The sequence below is a fragment of the Salinivibrio sp. IB872 genome, assembly GCF_001995345.1.
GTDB classification, from domain to species: Bacteria; Pseudomonadota; Gammaproteobacteria; order Enterobacterales; family Vibrionaceae; genus Salinivibrio; species Salinivibrio proteolyticus.
The window spans coordinates 1-17,828 of sequence record NZ_MUFO01000017.1 but is presented as its reverse complement, the minus strand read 5'-3'; the positions used below and the strand labels follow the sequence as shown (position 1 = coordinate 17,828).

General features: G+C 50.8%; 17 protein-coding genes. 8 read left to right on the top strand and 9 right to left on the bottom strand.

Annotated features, from left to right (window positions below):
- Positions 1 to 146 precede the first annotated feature (146 nt).
- Positions 147 to 596 carry a terminus macrodomain insulation protein YfbV gene (gene yfbV, locus BZJ18_RS08920; RefSeq protein WP_077456174.1) on the bottom strand — a complete coding sequence of 150 codons (450 nt, stop codon included), beginning with the start codon at positions 594 to 596 and terminating at the stop codon, positions 147 to 149.
- Positions 597 to 953: 357 nt separating this feature from the next.
- Between yfbV and BZJ18_RS08915 the strand changes: the two genes are divergently transcribed.
- The 4 genes from BZJ18_RS08915 to BZJ18_RS17580 all read left to right on the top strand — a co-directional run bounded on the left by BZJ18_RS08915 (position 954) and on the right by BZJ18_RS17580 (position 5,659).
- Positions 954 to 2,150, top strand: coding sequence for an acetate kinase (locus tag BZJ18_RS08915; protein WP_069589341.1), 1,197 nt, complete (start codon positions 954 to 956; stop codon positions 2,148 to 2,150).
- 107 nt (positions 2,151 to 2,257) lie between these two features.
- Complete coding sequence (gene pta / locus BZJ18_RS08910; protein WP_077456173.1) at positions 2,258 to 4,405, top strand: phosphate acetyltransferase; 2,148 nt, start codon at positions 2,258 to 2,260, stop codon at positions 4,403 to 4,405.
- 118 nt (positions 4,406 to 4,523) lie between these two features.
- Complete coding sequence (locus tag BZJ18_RS08905) at positions 4,524 to 5,288, top strand: amidohydrolase (protein WP_241824942.1); 765 nt, start codon at positions 4,524 to 4,526, stop codon at positions 5,286 to 5,288.
- Entirely contained in the window at positions 5,285 to 5,659 is a 375-nt protein-coding gene (locus tag BZJ18_RS17580; RefSeq protein ID WP_241824941.1) for a M20/M25/M40 family metallo-hydrolase, read from the top strand. Before BZJ18_RS08905 ends, BZJ18_RS17580 begins: the two co-directional genes overlap by 4 nt.
- Before the next feature lie 90 nt (positions 5,660 to 5,749).
- Here the strand turns inward: BZJ18_RS17580 and BZJ18_RS08900 are convergent, their stop codons facing one another.
- Together BZJ18_RS08900 and BZJ18_RS08895 are read right to left on the bottom strand one after the other, a co-directional pair.
- The gene (locus BZJ18_RS08900) at positions 5,750 to 8,017 is read right to left on the bottom strand and encodes a TonB-dependent receptor plug domain-containing protein (protein ID WP_077456172.1); all 2,268 of its coding nucleotides are present in this window, start codon (positions 8,015 to 8,017) and stop codon (positions 5,750 to 5,752) included.
- Positions 8,018 to 8,135: 118 nt separating this feature from the next.
- Entirely contained in the window at positions 8,136 to 8,774 is a 639-nt protein-coding gene (locus BZJ18_RS08895) for a LysE family translocator (RefSeq protein ID WP_077456171.1), read from the bottom strand.
- Positions 8,775 to 9,025: 251 nt separating this feature from the next.
- Here BZJ18_RS08895 and metN point away from each other — a divergent pair, with 251 nt between their 5' ends.
- The 3 genes from metN (at position 9,026) to metQ (ending at position 11,665) form a co-directional block, all read left to right on the top strand.
- Positions 9,026 to 10,060: a methionine ABC transporter ATP-binding protein MetN gene (gene metN / locus BZJ18_RS08890; protein ID WP_069589335.1), complete on the top strand. Its 1,035-nt coding sequence runs from the start codon at positions 9,026 to 9,028 to the stop codon at positions 10,058 to 10,060.
- On the top strand, positions 10,050 to 10,736 hold the full coding sequence (locus tag BZJ18_RS08885; protein ID WP_069589333.1) for a methionine ABC transporter permease: 687 nt from the start codon (positions 10,050 to 10,052) through the stop codon (positions 10,734 to 10,736). Before metN ends, BZJ18_RS08885 begins: the two co-directional genes overlap by 11 nt.
- 113 nt (positions 10,737 to 10,849) lie before the next feature.
- Positions 10,850 to 11,665, top strand: coding sequence for a methionine ABC transporter substrate-binding lipoprotein MetQ (gene metQ, locus BZJ18_RS08880; RefSeq protein ID WP_077456170.1), 816 nt, complete (start codon positions 10,850 to 10,852; stop codon positions 11,663 to 11,665).
- A 124-nt stretch (positions 11,666 to 11,789) separates the two neighbouring features.
- On the opposite strand, the gene BZJ18_RS08875 is transcribed toward metQ, so the two are convergent.
- Both BZJ18_RS08875 and BZJ18_RS08870 read right to left on the bottom strand, forming a co-directional pair.
- Positions 11,790 to 12,806 carry a CNNM domain-containing protein gene (locus BZJ18_RS08875; RefSeq protein WP_077456169.1) on the bottom strand — a complete coding sequence of 339 codons (1,017 nt, stop codon included), beginning with the start codon at positions 12,804 to 12,806 and terminating at the stop codon, positions 11,790 to 11,792.
- Positions 12,803 to 14,176: a hemolysin family protein gene (locus BZJ18_RS08870; protein ID WP_077456168.1), complete on the bottom strand. Its 1,374-nt coding sequence runs from the start codon at positions 14,174 to 14,176 to the stop codon at positions 12,803 to 12,805. The genes BZJ18_RS08875 and BZJ18_RS08870 overlap by 4 nt, the downstream gene beginning before the upstream one ends.
- Positions 14,177 to 14,706: 530 nt before the next feature.
- On the opposite strand from BZJ18_RS08870, the gene BZJ18_RS08865 reads away from it, so the two are divergent.
- Positions 14,707 to 15,216 carry a hypothetical protein gene (locus tag BZJ18_RS08865; RefSeq protein WP_077456205.1) on the top strand — a complete coding sequence of 170 codons (510 nt, stop codon included), beginning with the start codon at positions 14,707 to 14,709 and terminating at the stop codon, positions 15,214 to 15,216.
- Between the two features lie 40 nt (positions 15,217 to 15,256).
- Here the strand turns inward: BZJ18_RS08865 and BZJ18_RS08860 are convergent, their stop codons facing one another.
- From BZJ18_RS08860 to BZJ18_RS08845, 4 genes are all read right to left on the bottom strand, one after another.
- On the bottom strand, positions 15,257 to 15,454 hold the full coding sequence (locus tag BZJ18_RS08860; protein WP_198532222.1) for a 3-keto-5-aminohexanoate cleavage protein: 198 nt from the start codon (positions 15,452 to 15,454) through the stop codon (positions 15,257 to 15,259).
- Between the two features lie 268 nt (positions 15,455 to 15,722).
- Positions 15,723 to 16,519, bottom strand: a protein-coding gene (locus tag BZJ18_RS08855) for an IS5 family transposase (protein ID WP_108743138.1) whose coding sequence is annotated in 2 segments (ribosomal slippage) — positions 15,723 to 16,178 and positions 16,181 to 16,519 — 795 coding nt in all. Because the reading frame shifts where the segments join, the coding sequence is not laid out codon by codon here.
- Between the two features lie 144 nt (positions 16,520 to 16,663).
- Complete coding sequence (locus BZJ18_RS08850) at positions 16,664 to 17,323, bottom strand: Ig-like domain-containing protein (protein WP_131825274.1); 660 nt, start codon at positions 17,321 to 17,323, stop codon at positions 16,664 to 16,666.
- Positions 17,298 to 17,783, bottom strand: coding sequence for an Ig-like domain-containing protein (locus tag BZJ18_RS08845; protein ID WP_443216502.1), 486 nt, complete (start codon positions 17,781 to 17,783; stop codon positions 17,298 to 17,300). The genes BZJ18_RS08850 and BZJ18_RS08845 overlap by 26 nt, the downstream gene beginning before the upstream one ends.
- Positions 17,784 to 17,828 lie beyond the last annotated feature (45 nt).

Genomic DNA, 17,828 nt, shown 5'->3' with positions numbered 1-17,828 from the left:
CCGCTTAGGCTAGCTATTGGTCAGCGCCGACTGTACGCAAAAAGCCTTTGTGCTGCAAAGCGCCTAGCTACTAAAAAGCTCCCCATAAAAAACGCCGACCTGCGGGTCGGCGTTTTCGTATTCTCAATATTAAAAAGGGGGCGTGGCTAGAACCAACGCTCCAACGCAGCGCGGTCTACTTTAAACGCGCGACTTAACGCTTGGGCCAACTCTTTATAGCGAGGTTGGCTTTTCAACGGTTGCATGGCATGGCCTTGGCTGGTGATCTTCTGATGCAATTCGCGGTACCAGCCCGCTAACGCCGGCGGCAGTGGCGTATCACGACGCTTACCCAACCACCAAAGCCCTTGCAGCGGCAAACTCAGCGCAAACAACGCCACAATCATGGCTTGCGGCATCCCTTGGTAGTTATAAGTCGCCATTTGCAACAACACGCTGACGGCAGCAACGGCAGGCATTACTTTCATCGCAAAACGCGTGGTTTTAATCACCCGATTTTCTGGGAATACCGGGGTGAGCTCCTTACGCATCGGCCACTCTTTCATATACTTTTGGCCGTCTTGCAGGCAGCGCCAGATTGACTTGTTCGTTGCCATACCTACCTCACTTGCTTAGCGTGACCGCGATGGCTGTCACTAAACTTTTACAATAAAAACTAAACAAAATGTTCAAAAACTTTCAAAAATAGCCAGTATTACTCAAAAAATTTTTGTTATCTGTATCAAGTCCCGCTATCCTTAGCGCACTTTATCATTGTTGCTCGGATTTGATTGTCTCGCAACCTAATCCGGTTGTGCTCAATGGAGCGAATGCCTATCCAGGACGGATAAGATGCATCCTTTCCCCGCGACAAAGCATGAGATAATTCTTTTTTGAAAAGGTAGTGTCTCAGTTTGTCCACTATCCTTTTCAGTTACACACTCTACTTCTCACGACAAAATAGGTAGTCATACATGTCAAAGCTGGTTCTCGTACTCAACTGCGGAAGCTCCTCTTTGAAGTTCGCGATTGTCGATGCACAATCTGGTGAAGAGCATCTTACCGGTCTTGCCGAATGTCTTAACCTTCCAGAAGCCCGCATTAAGTGGAAAATGGACGGTAAACACGAAGCCCAACTGGGCGCTGGCGCGGCCCATACCGAAGCCCTGACCTTTATTGTTGACACCATTCTCGCCTCAAAACCTGAGCTTGCCGAGAACCTGGGCGCGATTGGTCACCGTGTAGTACATGGTGGCGAGCAATTCACCCAATCAGCCTTGATTACGGATGAAGTGCTAAAAGGGATCCAAGATGCAGCAAGCTTCGCACCGCTGCACAACCCAGCACACATCGTGGGCATTGAAGCAGCGAAGAAAGCCTTCCCTGCGCTGAAAAACGTGGCTGTGTTCGATACTGCGTATCACCAAACCATGCCAGAAGAGTCTTACCTTTACGCGCTGCCATACAAGCTCTACAAAGAGCACGGTATCCGTCGCTACGGTATGCATGGTACCTCTCACTTCTTTATTGCTAACGCGGCCGCTGAGCAGCTTGGCAAGCCAGTAGAAGAAGTGAACATCATCAACTGTCACCTTGGCAACGGCGCGTCTGTCTGTGCGATTAAAAACGGTAAATCCGTTGACACCTCAATGGGTATGACCCCATTAGAAGGCTTGGTGATGGGCACGCGTTCAGGTGATCTTGATCCTGCGATCATCTTCCATCTGCACGATGCACTGGGTTACAGCGTTGAGCAAATCAACACCATGCTGACCAAAGAGTCTGGCCTGCAAGGCTTGACCGAAGTGACCTCTGACTGCCGCTTTGTTGAAGACAACTACGGTGAGAAAGAAGAAGCGACCCGTGCCATGAACGTATTCTGCCACCGTTTGGCGAAATATGTTGCCGGTTACACTGCTAGCCTAGACGGCCGTCTTGACGCGATCGTCTTCACGGGTGGTATCGGTGAGAACTCTGGCCCAATCCGTGAATTGGTGCTTGAGCGTCTTGGCCTTCTCGGTGTGGAAGTGGACAAAGAGCGCAACCTAAAAGCACGCTTCGGCGGCGAAGGTGTGATCACCACTGACAACAGCCGTGTACCAGCCATGGTTATCTCTACCAACGAAGAGTTGGTGATTGCGCAAGATACTGCGCGCCTGACTGGCCTGTAAGGCTCACTTTTCCAACGGCTGATTCCACTCAGCCGTTTTTGTATTTGTGCCGGCTTTCCGGCACATTCATCAGATAGTAAGAGGAAGTCAACGTGTCCCGTACTATTATGCTAATCCCAATCGGCTCGGGTGTCGGTCTGACAAGCGTCAGCCTCGGCGTAATGCGAGCGATGGAGCGTAAGGGCGTTCGCGTCTCGTTTTTTAAACCTATTGCCCAGCCACATCACGGCAGCGACACTGATGTGACTGACCTCACTACCGAAATCATTCACGCTAACAGTGACATGAAGGTAGCCGAGTCCATGTCGATGCACGAAGCAGAAAACCTGCTGCGCTCTGATCAGGAAGATGTCCTGTTGGAAGAAGTGCTGGCTCGCTTTACTCGTGCGACAAAAGACGCGGAAGTAGCATTGGTTGAAGGCTTGGTCACCACGCGTAACCACCCATTCGCTAACCAAATCAACTACGAGATCGCCAAAACGCTGGACGCGGAAATCGTGTTTGTCACCACCCCAGGTACAGACAACCCGGCCCAGCTGAAAGAGCGCATTGAATTTGCTTGCACCAACTTTGGCGGCAGCAAAAACGGCAACATCTCTGGTGTGATCATCAACAAGCTTAACGCCCCTGTTGACGATGCTGGCCGTACCCGTCCAGACCTATCCGAAATCTTTGATGATGCGGATGCTGCACGTCCAACCAACGTTGAAGTCATGCAAATCTTCAACTCTAGCCCAATTCGTGTGCTAGGTTGCGTGCCGTGGAAAATCGACCTGATTGCCACTCGTGCTAGCGATATGGCGAAACACTTGAATGCCACCATCATCAACGAAGGTGAAATTCAAACCCGTCGTATCAAGAGCATCACCTTCTGTGCGCGTTCAATTCCAAACATGGTTGAACACTTCCGCCCGGGCTCATTGCTGGTGACCTCTGCCGACCGTCCTGACGTGATTGTCGCTGCTTGCTTGGCTGCGATGAACGGCGTGGAAATTGGTGCCCTGTTGCTGACCGGCGGCTATGCTATCCCTGATCAGCTCAAAGCACTGTGTGATCGTGCTTTCGAAACTGGCCTGCCAGTATTCACCACCGCGGGCAACACATGGCAAACCTCTCTCAACCTGCAAAGCTTCAGCCTTGAAGTACCGGCTGACGACAAAGAGCGTGTTGAGTTTGTGAACGACTATGTAGCGAGCCACATTGACGGTAACTGGATTGAGTCTCTGTCTGAAGGTTCTAACCGTGAGCGTCGCCTAAGCCCACCGGCTTTCCGTTATCAGCTGACCGAATTGGCTCGCCAAGCGGCGAAGCGTATCGTACTGCCTGAAGGCGATGAGCCTCGTACCATTAAAGCAGCGGCGATTTGTGCTGAGCGTAAAATTGCTGAGTGTGTGCTGCTGGGTAACCCAGAAGAAATCAAACGTGTTGCTGAGCAGCAAGGCGTGACACTGGGCGCTGGCGTTGAAATTATCGATCCGGCCAAAGTCCGTGACAAATACGTTGCTCGCTTGGTTGAGTTGCGTAAGAGCAAGGGTATGACAGAGGTGATCGCACAAGAACACCTCAAAGATACCGTGGTACTGGGTACCATGATGCTTGAAGCCAACGAAGTTCAAGGACTGGTTTCTGGCKCGGTTCACACCACCGCCAACACCATCCGTCCACCGCTGCAAATCATCAAAACCGCACCGAACGCCTCATTGGTATCGTCAGTGTTCTTTATGCTGCTACCTGAGCAAGTGCTGGTCTACGGTGACTGTGCGATCAACCCGGATCCAAATGCAGAACAACTGGCTGAAATTGCCATTCAATCTGCAGATTCTGCCGCGGCATTCGGTATTGAGCCTCGCGTGGCGATGATCTCCTACTCGACCGGTAGTTCAGGTAAAGGGGCTGACGTGGACAAAGTTCGCGAAGCCACCCGTATCGCGAAAGAGAAGCGCCCTGATCTGGTGATTGATGGCCCGCTTCAGTACGATGCTGCGATCATGGAAAATGTCGCGAAATCAAAAGCGCCTGACTCCCCAGTTGCGGGTAAAGCCACTGTGTTCGTCTTCCCAGACTTGAACACAGGTAACACCACGTACAAAGCGGTACAGCGTTCTGCTGAGCTGGTTTCAATTGGTCCAATGCTGCAAGGCATGCGTAAGCCAGTCAACGACCTGTCTCGCGGCGCCTTGGTAGACGACATTGTTTACACTGTTGCACTGACCGCTATCCAAGCGAAACAAGCAGAAGACAACGGCCAAGCGTAAGCCTCGCCTCGTCTTTGATTCAAAAGCCAGCACTCGTTGCTGGCTTTTTTGCGTTTGGGTTCACAACGCGATGCCCTCACCCGATCTAGCATAAGGGTCCATCCTTGTTTTGGAGTCGATGATGGCCACTCTATTTGATCCCGTGAGCCTGCGCCGTACCCTGCACCAATACCCTGAACTGTCCAACCAAGAAGCGCAAAGTGCGCGCACCCTTGCCGCCCAATTGCGCGCCTTCGGATTTACGCCACACACCGAGATTGGTGGACATGGCATTGTGGTTGAGATTGCCGGCAAGGCAGCCGGCCCCACCACCTTACTGCGTGCCGATTTTGATGCGCTTCCCATCCATGAACGCACCCAATGTGCTCATGCCTCAAACCATGAAGGCGTCATGCACGCATGCGGCCACGATGGCCATGCCACCGCTTTGTTAATGGTGGCGAACACCCTCGCGCAACAACCGCCACAGCGAGGCAAGGTGCTTCTTATTTTTCAACCCGCCGAAGAAACCGGTGAAGGGGCGGCACGCATGTGTGCTGATCCCTGCTTAGCGACGCAAGAGATCGATCATGTCTATGCCTTTCATAATCTGCCGGGCTTTGCTCAACATCACATCGTAGTGCGTTCAGGCACCTTTGCCTGCGCGTCAACCGGCGTCGCGATACACCTTCGTGGCAAAACCTCCCATGCCGCTTATCCAGAACGCGGTATCAGTCCAGCCAGTGCCATGACAGAGGTTATAACCGCCTTAATGCAACTGCCGGAACAACATCACCCAGCCTTTAGTCTGGTCACCTTAGTACACGCGCAGTTGGGTGAACCCGCCTTTGGCGTTTCGCCCGGTGATGCCACCGTGATGGCGACGCTACTTTCCACGCGATGAAAGCCAGCCTGACTGCCACGATTAACGCAATCGCGCAGCACGCGGGGCTAGAGGTATCCATTGCATGGCACGAGCCTTTTGTCGCCGCCTACAACCATCCGGATCATTACGCCCATGTGGTTGACGCCGCCCAAACACTTGGTTTGTCAGTTCAAACACTTACCGAGCCGATGCGGTGGTCAGAAGATGTGGCCGAATTTCTCGCCCGTTGGCCCGGCGCGTTGTTTGGGATTGGCAGCGGAGCGCATCACCCACAGCTGCACAACCCTGACTATGACTTTCCAGATGCGATTTTATCGACGGCACATGATCTATTCTGCGCCTTGGTGGATCGCCATCACGGCATGGCTGCGCCCTCAGCGCCACAATGAACACGAGCAAAATAAAAAACAGGCCTGTTACGGGATCCGTAAAGGCCTGTTCATCCTGCTCAACGCCGAGTCAGTGCTAACTCACCACCTTTAGAACGACCACTGGGTGCCGAGAGTAATGGTACGACCCGGATCCGGCATGCTCACCACCGAGCCTGGTTGAATGGTGTAACGGTCCGTCAGGTTATTGACTGTCATAAAGACACTGACATCCGGCGTGATGTCATAGTGACTATAAATATCGACCAAGTATTCTGATGCGACAGCCACCACGGGGCTTGCGGCACCGGTGCCTTTTAGCCAATCCGCGGGGTTCGACTTGCCGCTGTGGTAACGCACTGTGGTACCGATATCGAGCCGATCATCCAACCATTTATGACCAATATTCAGGTGCCATTTACGCTCAGGTGGAATACGAGTCGGTGTGGTGCCCCACGCAAAGCCTAAGCTGTTACAGTGGTCCATACCTGAACGTTCGGCTTGATCTTGCGAACACACCTGCACCCTGTCGTAAAACGTGGCAGAGAAGTGGCTGTAGAAGCCTTGATACGCGTAATGCGCTTGCAACTCGATGCCAGACAGCGACAGATCATCATAATTGGTGAAGGTAAAATTACTGCGCCAAGACGGCATCCCCGGCGTGCGATCGAGCACACCTCCAGAAATAAAGTCACTGACATGGTTATTAAAGTAAGACACCGTCATGGCAGCGCGACGTGTTTGCACAAGCCCCAGTTCCTGCAACCAAGCTCGGCCGTCTAAGCTCACACCGTACTCTTGGTTAAACGACACTTCAGGATCGAGCGGGTTATACGGGTTGTAGCTAAACACCTCGTTAGAAATGGTGACTTCATACAAGCTCGGTAACCGCGCCGTGCGAGAGAGTTTGGCAAACACAGACGCCGAAGCGTTGATGTCATAATGCAGCTCACCCAATAAGTCCCATTCACCGCGATAGTGCAAAGATTGCTGGGTTTGCTTATCCAGTGATTGCGCCTCATGCCAGTTCACGCCAAGCTTTGCGGTCACCGGCGTGAGATCGATTTCACTATTGGCAAACACACTCCACTCTGAGCGTTTTCCGTGGCGAGAGGTCGGCTCGCTGGTATAAAACTTGTCGGTGTCACCACGCGGTTCAAGGGTTTCTTTGGTGTAAGACACACCATAATCCACACTCACCGGCACACTCGACCATTCACTGCGGTTGACAATACTCGCGCCATGACGGTCGTTTTGATACTCATGCAGATATTGCTCTGCATTACTCCCTTTCGCCCAGAGCCCGTTGTATTGGTTCAGTTTGGCGGACGTGTGCCACGCATTCGCATGCAGATTCAGCCAGCTTTGCGACGGCGAGGTGTAGCGATAATTCGCGCTATAAGCATCCACATCCGCGGTTCCTAGTCCCCACTGTGGCATCAAGGTGTCGCCATCTTTCTCGTAGGTATACCAATAGGCCATCAGTACCTCGCCCGCCTCTTGGCGGTGATGACGATAGCTAATATCTGCCTGATGACCATTGCCGAATTCTTTGTCCAGTTTGGCGAGCCAAGAATCACTCTCAAAGCTGGTATTACCCACCTCTTGGCCCGCGCCAATCACGGGCTCTTCGTAGCGTTCAATGCCCTTTTTGCCGGCAAAGTGGTTGCCTTTTTTGCGATGGCTAAATGCCAGCACACCACCAAGCCCATCACTCTGATAACCCAGCCCTACCATTGCAGACCCGTTATCAAATCCTTGATGATCACTGCGGTCGGCCAAGCGATAACGCATTTGCTCTTGGGCATCGTCACTCACTCGCGGCGAACGGGCGTTATTGTGGGTACGTAACTTCACCACCGCACCAAAGCCCTCGCCATCACGAACAATATCTGTCGCATTGAGTGTGGTAGCGGTAATGGTGCCACCAATCGCGCCGCTGGCATAAGGCGACCGCCCAATTGTGGCCCCTTTGTCTACCGACAGCGACGACAATAAGTCGGTATCAATATAGGTACGATCACTCACTCCCTGATAACCACGCGAGGTATGCGTCGACTGCAAACTGCCATCAATCAGCATCGCAACCCGCCCATGCCCCTGCAAACCACGAATACCGGAATCAATCGCACCGGCTTCGTTGTGCATGTTATTGAGCTGAATACTGGTGTTGCCCGAAAAGACATCCGCGTTACTGATCCCGCGAACCTTATCCAAATCCTCACGCATCATCAGCGCATCGGAAAAGCGATCGGCATTGACCACCACGGTATCGATCGGCGCATCGTTTTCAGACACATCCTCTGCCGATGCGGCAAGCGCGAGAGAAGGAAAAGCAAAAAAGGTAAGAATAAAAGAGGCGATTGGCTTTAACTGCATTGAACATTCCCCGTCAATAAAAAGCGACGGGGATGATAATGCAAATGGTTATCGTTTGCTAATCTTATTTAACGCAGATAATAAAGTAATAAAATGCTCAACAACACCATGAAAGCTTTTATCCCAACGCCAGCCAAAATCCGACCCCGATCATCAGGGTGCCGGCGATTCGGTTCAGTAATTGCACATTGCCCTTTTGCTGCAAAAACTGACGCAAGGTACGCCCACCGCTGGCATACAGCATAAGACAACTGAATTCCGTGCAAAGAATGATCAACACCAGCACGCTCAACTGGCTGGGTAGTGACATTGCAGGGTTAATAAACGGTGGCAACAGCGAGATCATAAAGGCCCAGCCTTTCGGGTTGGCTATCGCAGTGACAAAACCTTGTGCCGCCAACGATAACGCAGAGATATCATTCGGCGCCGACGCCTCTTCCTTTGGGATTGCCATTTTGCCACGCGATCGCCACATTTGTACGCCGATATACGCCAGATACGCGCCCCCCACATACTTAAACACCTGAAACACGCCAGGATAGTTCAGCATCACGGCCGCCACCCCTACCACTGACGCAACCGCCACAAGGCCGACGCCAATAAGCTCGCCCCACATCATATGTAAGCTACGCTTAACGCCAATTGTCATGCCAAGGGTCATCGATAATGTCATGCACATACCGGGCGTAACCGACACAAAAAAGAAGGTGGGAATAAACAGCGTCAGCATGGTGGTATCAATCAACAGGGGAGACATAAAAACAACAGTCTTAACAGTTAGGTACGGAGGCTATCAGTTAACGCGCTTTGCCTGCAGAGATCAAGCCCTTTGCTTACTTTATAACCGGAAGGTTAGACTTATTGCCATTTGGACGTCTAGAAGTAAAAATATCCATTGACTTGTTTTTAACGAAACCATAGCATCAATAACCAGAGAGACCCGACAGCCAAGGTGCAAGGCGCTGGACAGCTGCGAGATGTCATAAGATTTATCGCTAAGGACATGTGATGATTGAGATAAAACAACTCAACAAGGTATTCGAACTCGGGGAGCGCCGAATTCATGCCCTTAAAGACATCAATTTATTTATTCCGAAAGGAAAAGTGTTTGGTGTGATTGGCGCCTCTGGCGCGGGCAAAAGCACGCTGATCCGGATGGTTAACCTGCTTGAGCGTCCAACCAGCGGCTCAGTGACCGTGGGCGGCGTCAACCTTACTGCGTTGCCCAACCGTGAGTTAACCCAAGCGCGCCGTAAAATCGGCATGATCTTCCAACACTTTAACCTGCTGTCGTCGCGCACCGTGTTCGACAATATCGCTCTGCCGCTGGAGCTCAGTGGTACGCGCCGCGATGAAATTGAAACGCGCGTCAGCGAGTTGCTGGATTTGGTCGGCTTGGCCGATAAGCGTGATGTGTATCCTGCTAGCCTCAGTGGTGGACAAAAGCAGCGTGTCGCTATCGCTCGCGCGCTGGCGCCAAGCCCAAATGTATTGCTCTGTGATGAAGCAACCAGCGCGTTGGATCCAGCTACAACCCAATCAATTTTGTCGTTGCTGCAAACCATTAATGAAAAGCTCAACCTCACCATTTTGCTGATCACCCACGAAATGGATGTGGTGAAGCGCATTTGTCACGACGTGGCGATTATTGGTGATGGCGAACTGGTTGAGTCTGGCCCCGTAGGCGATATTTTTGCTCATCCTAAATCCGAGTTGGCGAAAAACTTTATTCGCTCCACCTTGGATTTGTCGGTGCCACATGACTACGCCCAACGCTTACAAAAAGACTACTTTAAAGGCAGCTATCCGCTGGTGCGTCTAGAATTTACAGGCGCCACCGTCGACGAGCCACTGATCAGCCAGATGTCGCGCTTATTTAATATTGATATCAGCATCTTAAGTTCTGACATTGATTACGCCGGCGGCGTGAAATTTGGTCTACTCTTGGCGGAGATTATGGGCCCGAAAAGTGCTGTTGATGATGCGATTCACTACCTAAACAAACACCATGTCGCCACGGAGGTACTTGGCTATGTCGATTGATGCGTTAACCCAATGGATTGGACAAAACCAAGCACTGATTGAACTGCTGGCCGATGCTACCGGCCAAACCATTTACATGGTGTTGGTCTCCGGACTGCTTGGCTTTGCATTCGGGATCCCACTTGGCGTGCTGTTGCACATCACTAAAAAAGGCGGACTGAAAGCACAGCCACGGGTCAATCAAATTTTGGGCGCCGTCGTGAACATCGGCCGTTCCATTCCGTTTATTATTTTGTTGGTGGCTATCATCCCATTCACTCGCTTTGTGGTGGGCACTTCCATCGGCACCGCGGCAGCCATTGTGCCGCTGACAGTCGGCGCGATTCCATTTATTGCGCGTTTGGTGGAAGGGGCGCTTTTAGAGCTGCCCGCAGGGTTGGAAGAAGCCGCAAAAGCGATGGGCGCGACCCCAACGCAAATTATTTACAAAGTGCTGCTGCCCGAAGCGCTGCCGGGGATCATCAATGGTGCCACCATCACCTTAGTCACCTTGGTGAGCTATTCCGCCATGGCGGGTGCCGTCGGCGGTGGCGGCCTCGGGGATGTGGGCATTCGCTACGGTTATCAGCGCTTTGATACCACCGTCATGCTGATCACGGTTGTGATGCTGGTCGTGCTGGTACAAGCGATTCAATCATGCGGAGATTACTTAGTGCGTCGCACAAATCACCGCTAAACACCCAAACACATAAACACAACATTTGTCCCAGCCACTTGGGATGCCACACGGCCACAAGTGGTGCGGGAATACCGTCAAAACGGATACGTTTTTTAAAAGGGAGACAGACAATGAAAACTACGATTAAAACACTGCTTGCCACACTCGGACTGGCCTCAACCCTTGCCCTTACCGGCTGTGGTGAAAAAGAAGCTGCCGTGCAAGACAACAGCAAAATCACCGTTGGCGTCATGGCCGGTGAAGAAGCACAAGTGGCCGAATATGCGGTTCAAGAAGCCAAAAAACTTGGCCTTGAAGTGAAGCTCATTACCTTTACCGACTATGTGTCCCCTAACGCCGCCCTCGCCGATGGCTCTGTGGACGTGAATGCCTTCCAGCACAAACCGTACCTCGACGCACAAGTCAAAGACCGTGGCTACGAGTTTGCGATTGCAGGCAACACCTTTGTGTATCCGATTGCGGCCTACTCTTACAAACTTGATAGCGTGGCCGATTTGCCTGAAGGCGGCAAAATTGCCGTGCCTAACAACCCATCGAACCTTGGCCGTTCGCTGATATTGCTGGAGCAGCAAGGCATTATCAAACTTAAGGAAGGCGCCGGCATTAACGCCACCAAACTGGATATCGTTGAGAACCCGAAAAACGTCGAAATCATCGAGCTAGAAACCCCACAACTGCCTCGCTCACTGGAAGACGTGGACATTGCGATCATCAACAACACCTTTGCCGCCGGCGTGGGCCTAACCCCAAGCAAAGACGGCCTGTTTGTTGAAGACAAAGAATCGCCTTACGTGAACTTGATTGTGGCGCGCAAAGACAACGTAGACGCTGAAAACGTGAAAAACTTTGTTAAAGCCTACCAAACTGACGCGGTTTATAACGCCGCGATGGAAGTCTTTGACGGCGCGGTGGTAAAAGGCTGGTAAGCTAGCGTCACAATATGTTCGCTCAGACGAACGCAGCGACGCTAACGAGTATCGATAACTAAACAAAATGCCACAGTGACTGGTGAAGTGACTGTGGCATTTTTTAATCTTGGCCAATAGCGGGTTAACTTGCTGCCGTGACCGGAAGCACGCGTTTTAAAATATCCGCAAGCGTCACCACGCCGATCATTTCCCCCTCTTTACTCACCACCGCAAGCTGAACGCTGGCTTCACGCATGCGCGCTAGCGCTTCGTAGATGGGGGTGTTGGCATCTAACACATACGCATTGCGAGCGACATCGCGTGCGAGTCGGTCTGCCGGTTCAAGTAGCGTATCACGGACGTGAACCACTAACGGCTTAAGCCCTTTGTTACCAAACACCAAAATACGCAGATGCCCTGACGCCACAGCAACAGCACGCACCTCTGCCACCGTTGCATGTTTATCAACATGTGCCATCACCTGTCCCTGGGTGACCAAGGTTTCGATTGCAATCGAACTCAGATCGATCAACCCCGACAATTGTCGTTGAATCGCTGGTTGCAAGGTTCCCACTTGCCCAGAATGCTCAACCAATTGACGAATGGTCTGAATATCTTGTCCCCCGACCGCGGCGCTTTCTACCGGCTCAACCCCTGAGGCTTTCACCAAGCGATTGGCAATACGATTGATCCAGCGAAGTAACGGACGTAACGGCCACACATAAGCGCGCGAGACAACACCGATTGCCAGTGCTGACTTTTCTGGATGAGCAATCGACCAAGACTTCGGTGCCATCTCACCCACGACGAGGTGCAAAAATGTCACCACAAACAGCGCAAACCCGAAGGCCGCCGCATCAGCCGCCCAAGCGGGTAAGCCAACCGCGAGAAAGACAGGCCCTACCCAGACATCCACCGCTGGTTTGGTGACCGCCCCGAGAGCAAAGGTACAAAAAGTGATCCCTAATTGCGCCCCTGCCAGCATCAAGGTCAAATCATTCATCCCACGCAACGCTGCCCGCGCCGACCCACTCTCTACCGCCATTTCTTCCAGACGATGTCGACGAGCGCCCATCAAGGCAAACTCGATAATGACAAAAAAGCCACTTAACACAATCAAAGCCAGCGTGATCACACTGACCACTAACGGATCGGTCATTGATTATCCTCCACAATGGGCTGCTCAATAAGCGTGACCCGCACCGACGTGGGAATGTGCCGTTCAATGCTTAATACATCCACTTCAAGATGGCGCATAATTGGTTGACTCTCTGCCAGTTCGGATGGGTCAATCGGCAGCGCAATGGTCACCGTATCCCCTACGGCTGGCAATGCGCCACACGCCGCAATCAACACGCCAGCAATGGTTTCGACATCACCTCGCGGCAGATCATAGCCAATCGCACGCTCCACTTCGTCGATGTGCACATCACCGTCCATTAACCAAATATTGTCGCTTTCAGGGACAACCGCCTCGGCATGATCACTATCATGCTCGTCGGTAATTTCCCCTACGATCTCCATGGCCAAATCTTCAATCGTTAACACGCCGGCAAAGCCGCCATATTCATCAATCACACACGCCAGTTGATTGGTCGTGCGCACCAACTGATCTAGCGCATTTGGCAACGGCATTAATGTGGGGAGAACACTGGCAGGACGCATCACTGACGCCACGGTATCATTTGAATCCGCCTCTGTTTTCGCGAGGACATCTGACAGGTGAACCACGCCCACAGGCGCATCATTATCATCAAGCACAGGATAACGAGTGTGGGCTTGCGCCATCAGCGCCAACAATTCGGACAGCTTGGTTTCTGGCGACACCCAATCAACTTGCGAACGTGGCACCATCGCATGCTCAACATCGCGCGCAGGAAAATCCAGGATCCTATCCATCATCAGTGACAACTCCACCGGCAAATCCCCGCTCTCTCGCGAGTCGGCGATAATATGGTGTAAGTCGTCTTCTGAGGCACTCATATCAAGATCATGCACCGGTTGAATCCCCACCACCCGCAGCACCAGGTTGGCGGATTTATCAAAGAAGCTGATGATCCAACCAAACACCGACATATAAATCAGTGTCGAACGCGACATCATACGCGCCATGGGTTCAGCATTGGCAATGGCTAAGTTTTTCGGGTAAAGCTCACCCAAAATCATTTGCACAATCATCGCCACCGCAAGCGTCGCCATGGTGCCAATCGCGATCCCCGCTTCCAGCGACAAGCCTAGTTGTTGCAATAAAACACCTATCGACTCGCCGACCAACGGCTCGGCAACAAAGCCCAACACCAAGCCGGTGACCGTGATACCAAGCTGCGCGCCAGATAACATAAAGCTCGTCCGTTTTGTCACCGCCAGCGCCCGTTTTGCCGACGCATCGCCCGTCGCGGCCAAGGTCGCAAGCTTTGCGCGATCAACCGCCATATAGGCAAACTCTTGCGCTACAAAGTAGCCATTGGCGGCAATAATTAACAAGATAAAGAAAAGACCGAGCAGGAGGGTAATCATAGGTTCAATCATGACTGCATCCTTTGTTGGTGACAACGTACCAGTGAAGGGGAGTGACAATCGACGCGTGTTGGATCCACAAAATATGCCTTATGTAGAAAGAGGAATCGGAGTATATTCTGGTGATATCGCTACAGTCTAGTTAATTTTTGCACACCTCTCCGTGACGCGTTTGGCAGCCAAACGAGTTGGTACTTTTATCAATAAAATGCTCACCTTAGCTGGACCCGGCTAGTGGCTGCTAGTCGGGTGTCTTGGCATCGACTAAGTTGGAAGACTGGAAGTAAAAAGAGGATTACCTGCAACGTAAAAGCGATGAACAACATCGTAATACTCGGTCTGCCTGCCCGTTTCCGAGTTGAGTAATGGGAGTCATTCCGTTGGGATCAATGCGTTAAGTGACTTATTTTATCAACCACGCCATTCATCCTTCCTAATTGTAACGTCACGCTTACAAATTAATATCATTGGATACATTTAATAACTCGCTAATTACGCTAAAACACACATAATAAAAAAGATTATTAATGAGGGTTTTAGCTATGAAAAAAATGATTTTTCTATCCGCTGTAATCGGCTCTATTTTTTCACTCAATGCTTTTGCAGCACCAATCTCAACGGCAGAAGTTGAGCAGGCTCAAAAGGCTTGGGGGGCAGGCATTGTTGCAATCGGCAAAGCAAGCGACGCAAGAAAAGTTGCAATAGAGCATATAGAAGAGTTCTATGCTTTTGAAAGCGGAAAAGTATTATTTAAACCGACATTAGCATCCGATGTTCAATTTCGCGGAACAAAAAAAGAGGCTTTATCTTACTTCATTGGTCAAGACCTTGAAGAGGACAAAGGCTTCGCATTAGCTCCATATACAAATGTTCGTTGGGAAAATGAAGGTATTATTACGGATCAAGATTCAGCTCTAGCCATGGGGAACTACTTCTTTACCAAAAAAGACGGTACAGAAACTAAAGTTGAGTATACATTTGGCTATGTGAAGGATGATGAAGGAAACGTCAAAATCAACCTACATCACTCATCGATACCCTATTCAAACTAAATAAGATTGCTATGAAGAAAGGCTCCATAGGGGCTGTCTCTTATACAAAAATCCCTGTGCTATGCTCAGGGATTTTTTGAGGATCACGCACGTGAATATGAGCGACACTGGCACCAGCACGCGCCGCTTCAATACAGTTATCGGCAATCTGTTTTGGCGTGATTGGCACATTGGGGTTTTTGCCCGTGGTATCGCCCGCACCGGTAACGGCGCAGGTAAGAATGACGCTGCGATTCATGTTCGGCCTCTTGTCGCTTGATTAAACTGGCCACAGTGTGTCGGGAATACAGCGTCACAACTTGACGCTAGGCGACATAAAAGACGCATAAAGAGACATTATGGGAAGTGTCGAGGGGTTTGGTGGACGTGAATAGCGGGCTCACTACTTAACCATTGCGTGAAGTTCATTCAAAAAAAGATCAAACCATTATTAATAAGCAGGCATTAAGCGTGTATTCTGGCGGCAATCAAGTTAATGAGGACGCATTGTGAAGTCAGATAAGAACCTATCCCAAAAGGGATTTATTCCAAACAATGAGGCCACAAGCAAAATGCAACATGGCCTCGTAGTTTTCGATTTTCTTTTCCCAACGAACAAGCAATCTACGATAACGGTTTAGCCAGCTATGAGTTCGCTCCACAACCCAACGATGAGCCTTAAAATCATCCGATTGCTTCAAGCTCGCGGCCTCTTCAGCACGTGATTGAACATGGGGAATGTAGTTCAAAGCAACCAGTTCATCATGTAACCACTGGCCTGTATAACCTTTGTCTAGGTACAAAGGTACTTTCAGCGGCGGCCGATAACACTCTAGTGCATCTAATGTTTGAAGTACCAGCTTAATGTCGTGGACGTGTGCGCCATCGCTAACAACAGCCAGTGGCAATCCATTCGCATCCGTCAACAAACTGCGTTTTACGCCTTGTTTCGCACGGTCTGTTGGGTTCTTACCTGTTTTTTTGAGCCAGCTAAAGGTGCTTTAGTTTGGCACCCGTCCATTGATATGGAACTCCAATCAACCCCTTCGTAAATCAGGCCATTTTGCCAAAATCGCTCAAAGACTCCTGCATCTCGCCACTCTTGAAAACGACGATGTGCAGAGCTAGAGGAACAAATACCTGTCGCGTTAAGCGCATTCCACTGACAACCAGTTCTGAGAACAAAGAGGATGCCGTTCATAGCATCACGATTATCGACTCTCTTTCGATGTGTTCCTAGAGGATGGTTCGTCTTGTGGATTGGTAAAAGCGGCTCAATTTTTGCCCAAAGGGCGTCAGAGATTAGGTATTGTGTTGAATTCATTTACAGTATTTTCAATAGGTGTTGATTTACTCAGACAACACCTATTGAGATAGGTTCTTATCTCCCCCCCTTTAAAAAGTGCCAGATGCAACTCTGGCACTTCAAAAATTAAAAATTAAAACGTTAAACTCTAAACGCTCAACTTTAAAGATTTGAGACGCAGGATGCGTAGTCCGAGTTGCTCGGATTGACGCTGTAGACGGTGCCATTGACGAGGACCACGTCGAAATAGTTAGTACCATCAGGAGTCGCCGACCAATGGCCGTAGCTGGTCGGCCAACCGCGCGCGGTAAACATAGGACCAAATACGTCGAATAGCTCCTCTTTTAACTCGTCTCTTGTCGCTAAACGCCAGTTCGTCCGTCCGCCGATACTAAGGGTGTTGTAGGTACTACACAGTGCATTTGCGTTAGTCCAGTTGAAAAAGTAGAAATGACCACTTGGGCCGTCATTTCCATTTTCAGTATAAATACCGTTTGTAGCACTACCGCCAATGCTATCCAAGTAAGCCACTGATGGTGAGTTGGTAAATAACTTACCACTACCAGTATCGAAAATATCAATACATGCACCAGCCAAGTTACACACATTCACTTCCACCGAATTACTGGTGATGCCATCTTTGCTGGCCGTGACTGTCGTGTTACCCAATTCAACACCCGACAACAAACCGGACGAGTCCACGGTAGCAGTAGCCGTATCGATAGGCATCCACGTCACTGAATCAGACACATTAGAGGACGAACCATCACTGTACGTCGCTGTTGCCGTTAACTGCTCAGTCTGACCTTTCGCAACATTCACAGGTGAAGGGGTTACTTGAATTGCCGTTATGACCGCGGATGAAACNTTCAACACCCGACAACAAACCGGACGAGTCCACGGTAGCAGTAGCCGTATCGATAGGCATCCACGTCACTGAATCAGAMACATYAGAGGACGAACCATCACTGTACGTCGCTGTTGCCGTTAACTGCTCAGTCTGACCTTTCGCAACATTCACAGGTGAAGGGGTTACTTGAATTGCCGTTATGACCGCGGATGAAACATTCACATTCACCGTATTACTGGTCACGCCATCCTTCGTGGCCGTGAGGGTCGTATTACCCACTTCAACACCCGACAACAAACCGGACGAGTCCACGGTAGCAGTAGCCGTATCGATAGGCATCCACGTCACTGAATCAGAMACATYAGAGGACGAACCATCACTGTACGTCGCTGTTGCCGTTAACTGCTCAGTCTGACCTTTCGCAACATTCACAGGTGAAGGGGTTACTTGAATTGCCGTTATGACCGCGGATGAAAC

Excerpts from the sequence above, each read along its gene's own strand:
- BZJ18_RS08905 (WP_241824942.1), top strand. The coding sequence starts at position 4,524 with ATGATGGCCACTCTATTTGATCCCGTGAGCCTGCGCCGTACCCTGCAC.
- BZJ18_RS08900 (WP_077456172.1), bottom strand. The coding sequence starts at position 8,017 with ATGCAGTTAAAGCCAATCGCCTCTTTTATTCTTACCTTTTTTGCTTTT.
- BZJ18_RS08885 (WP_069589333.1), top strand. The coding sequence starts at position 10,050 with ATGTCGATTGATGCGTTAACCCAATGGATTGGACAAAACCAAGCACTG.
- BZJ18_RS08865 (WP_077456205.1), top strand. The coding sequence starts at position 14,707 with ATGAAAAAAATGATTTTTCTATCCGCTGTAATCGGCTCTATTTTTTCA.
- BZJ18_RS08875 (WP_077456169.1), bottom strand. The coding sequence starts at position 12,806 with ATGACCGATCCGTTAGTGGTCAGTGTGATCACGCTGGCTTTGATTGTG.
- yfbV (WP_077456174.1), bottom strand. The coding sequence starts at position 596 with ATGGCAACGAACAAGTCAATCTGGCGCTGCCTGCAAGACGGCCAAAAG.
- BZJ18_RS08870 (WP_077456168.1), bottom strand. The coding sequence starts at position 14,176 with ATGATTGAACCTATGATTACCCTCCTGCTCGGTCTTTTCTTTATCTTG.
- metN (WP_069589335.1), top strand. The coding sequence starts at position 9,026 with ATGATTGAGATAAAACAACTCAACAAGGTATTCGAACTCGGGGAGCGC.
- BZJ18_RS17580 (WP_241824941.1), top strand. The coding sequence starts at position 5,285 with ATGAAAGCCAGCCTGACTGCCACGATTAACGCAATCGCGCAGCACGCG.
- BZJ18_RS08895 (WP_077456171.1), bottom strand. The coding sequence starts at position 8,774 with ATGTCTCCCCTGTTGATTGATACCACCATGCTGACGCTGTTTATTCCC.
- metQ (WP_077456170.1), top strand. The coding sequence starts at position 10,850 with ATGAAAACTACGATTAAAACACTGCTTGCCACACTCGGACTGGCCTCA.
- BZJ18_RS08860 (WP_198532222.1), bottom strand. The coding sequence starts at position 15,454 with ATGAATCGCAGCGTCATTCTTACCTGCGCCGTTACCGGTGCGGGCGAT.
- BZJ18_RS08915 (WP_069589341.1), top strand. The coding sequence starts at position 954 with ATGTCAAAGCTGGTTCTCGTACTCAACTGCGGAAGCTCCTCTTTGAAG.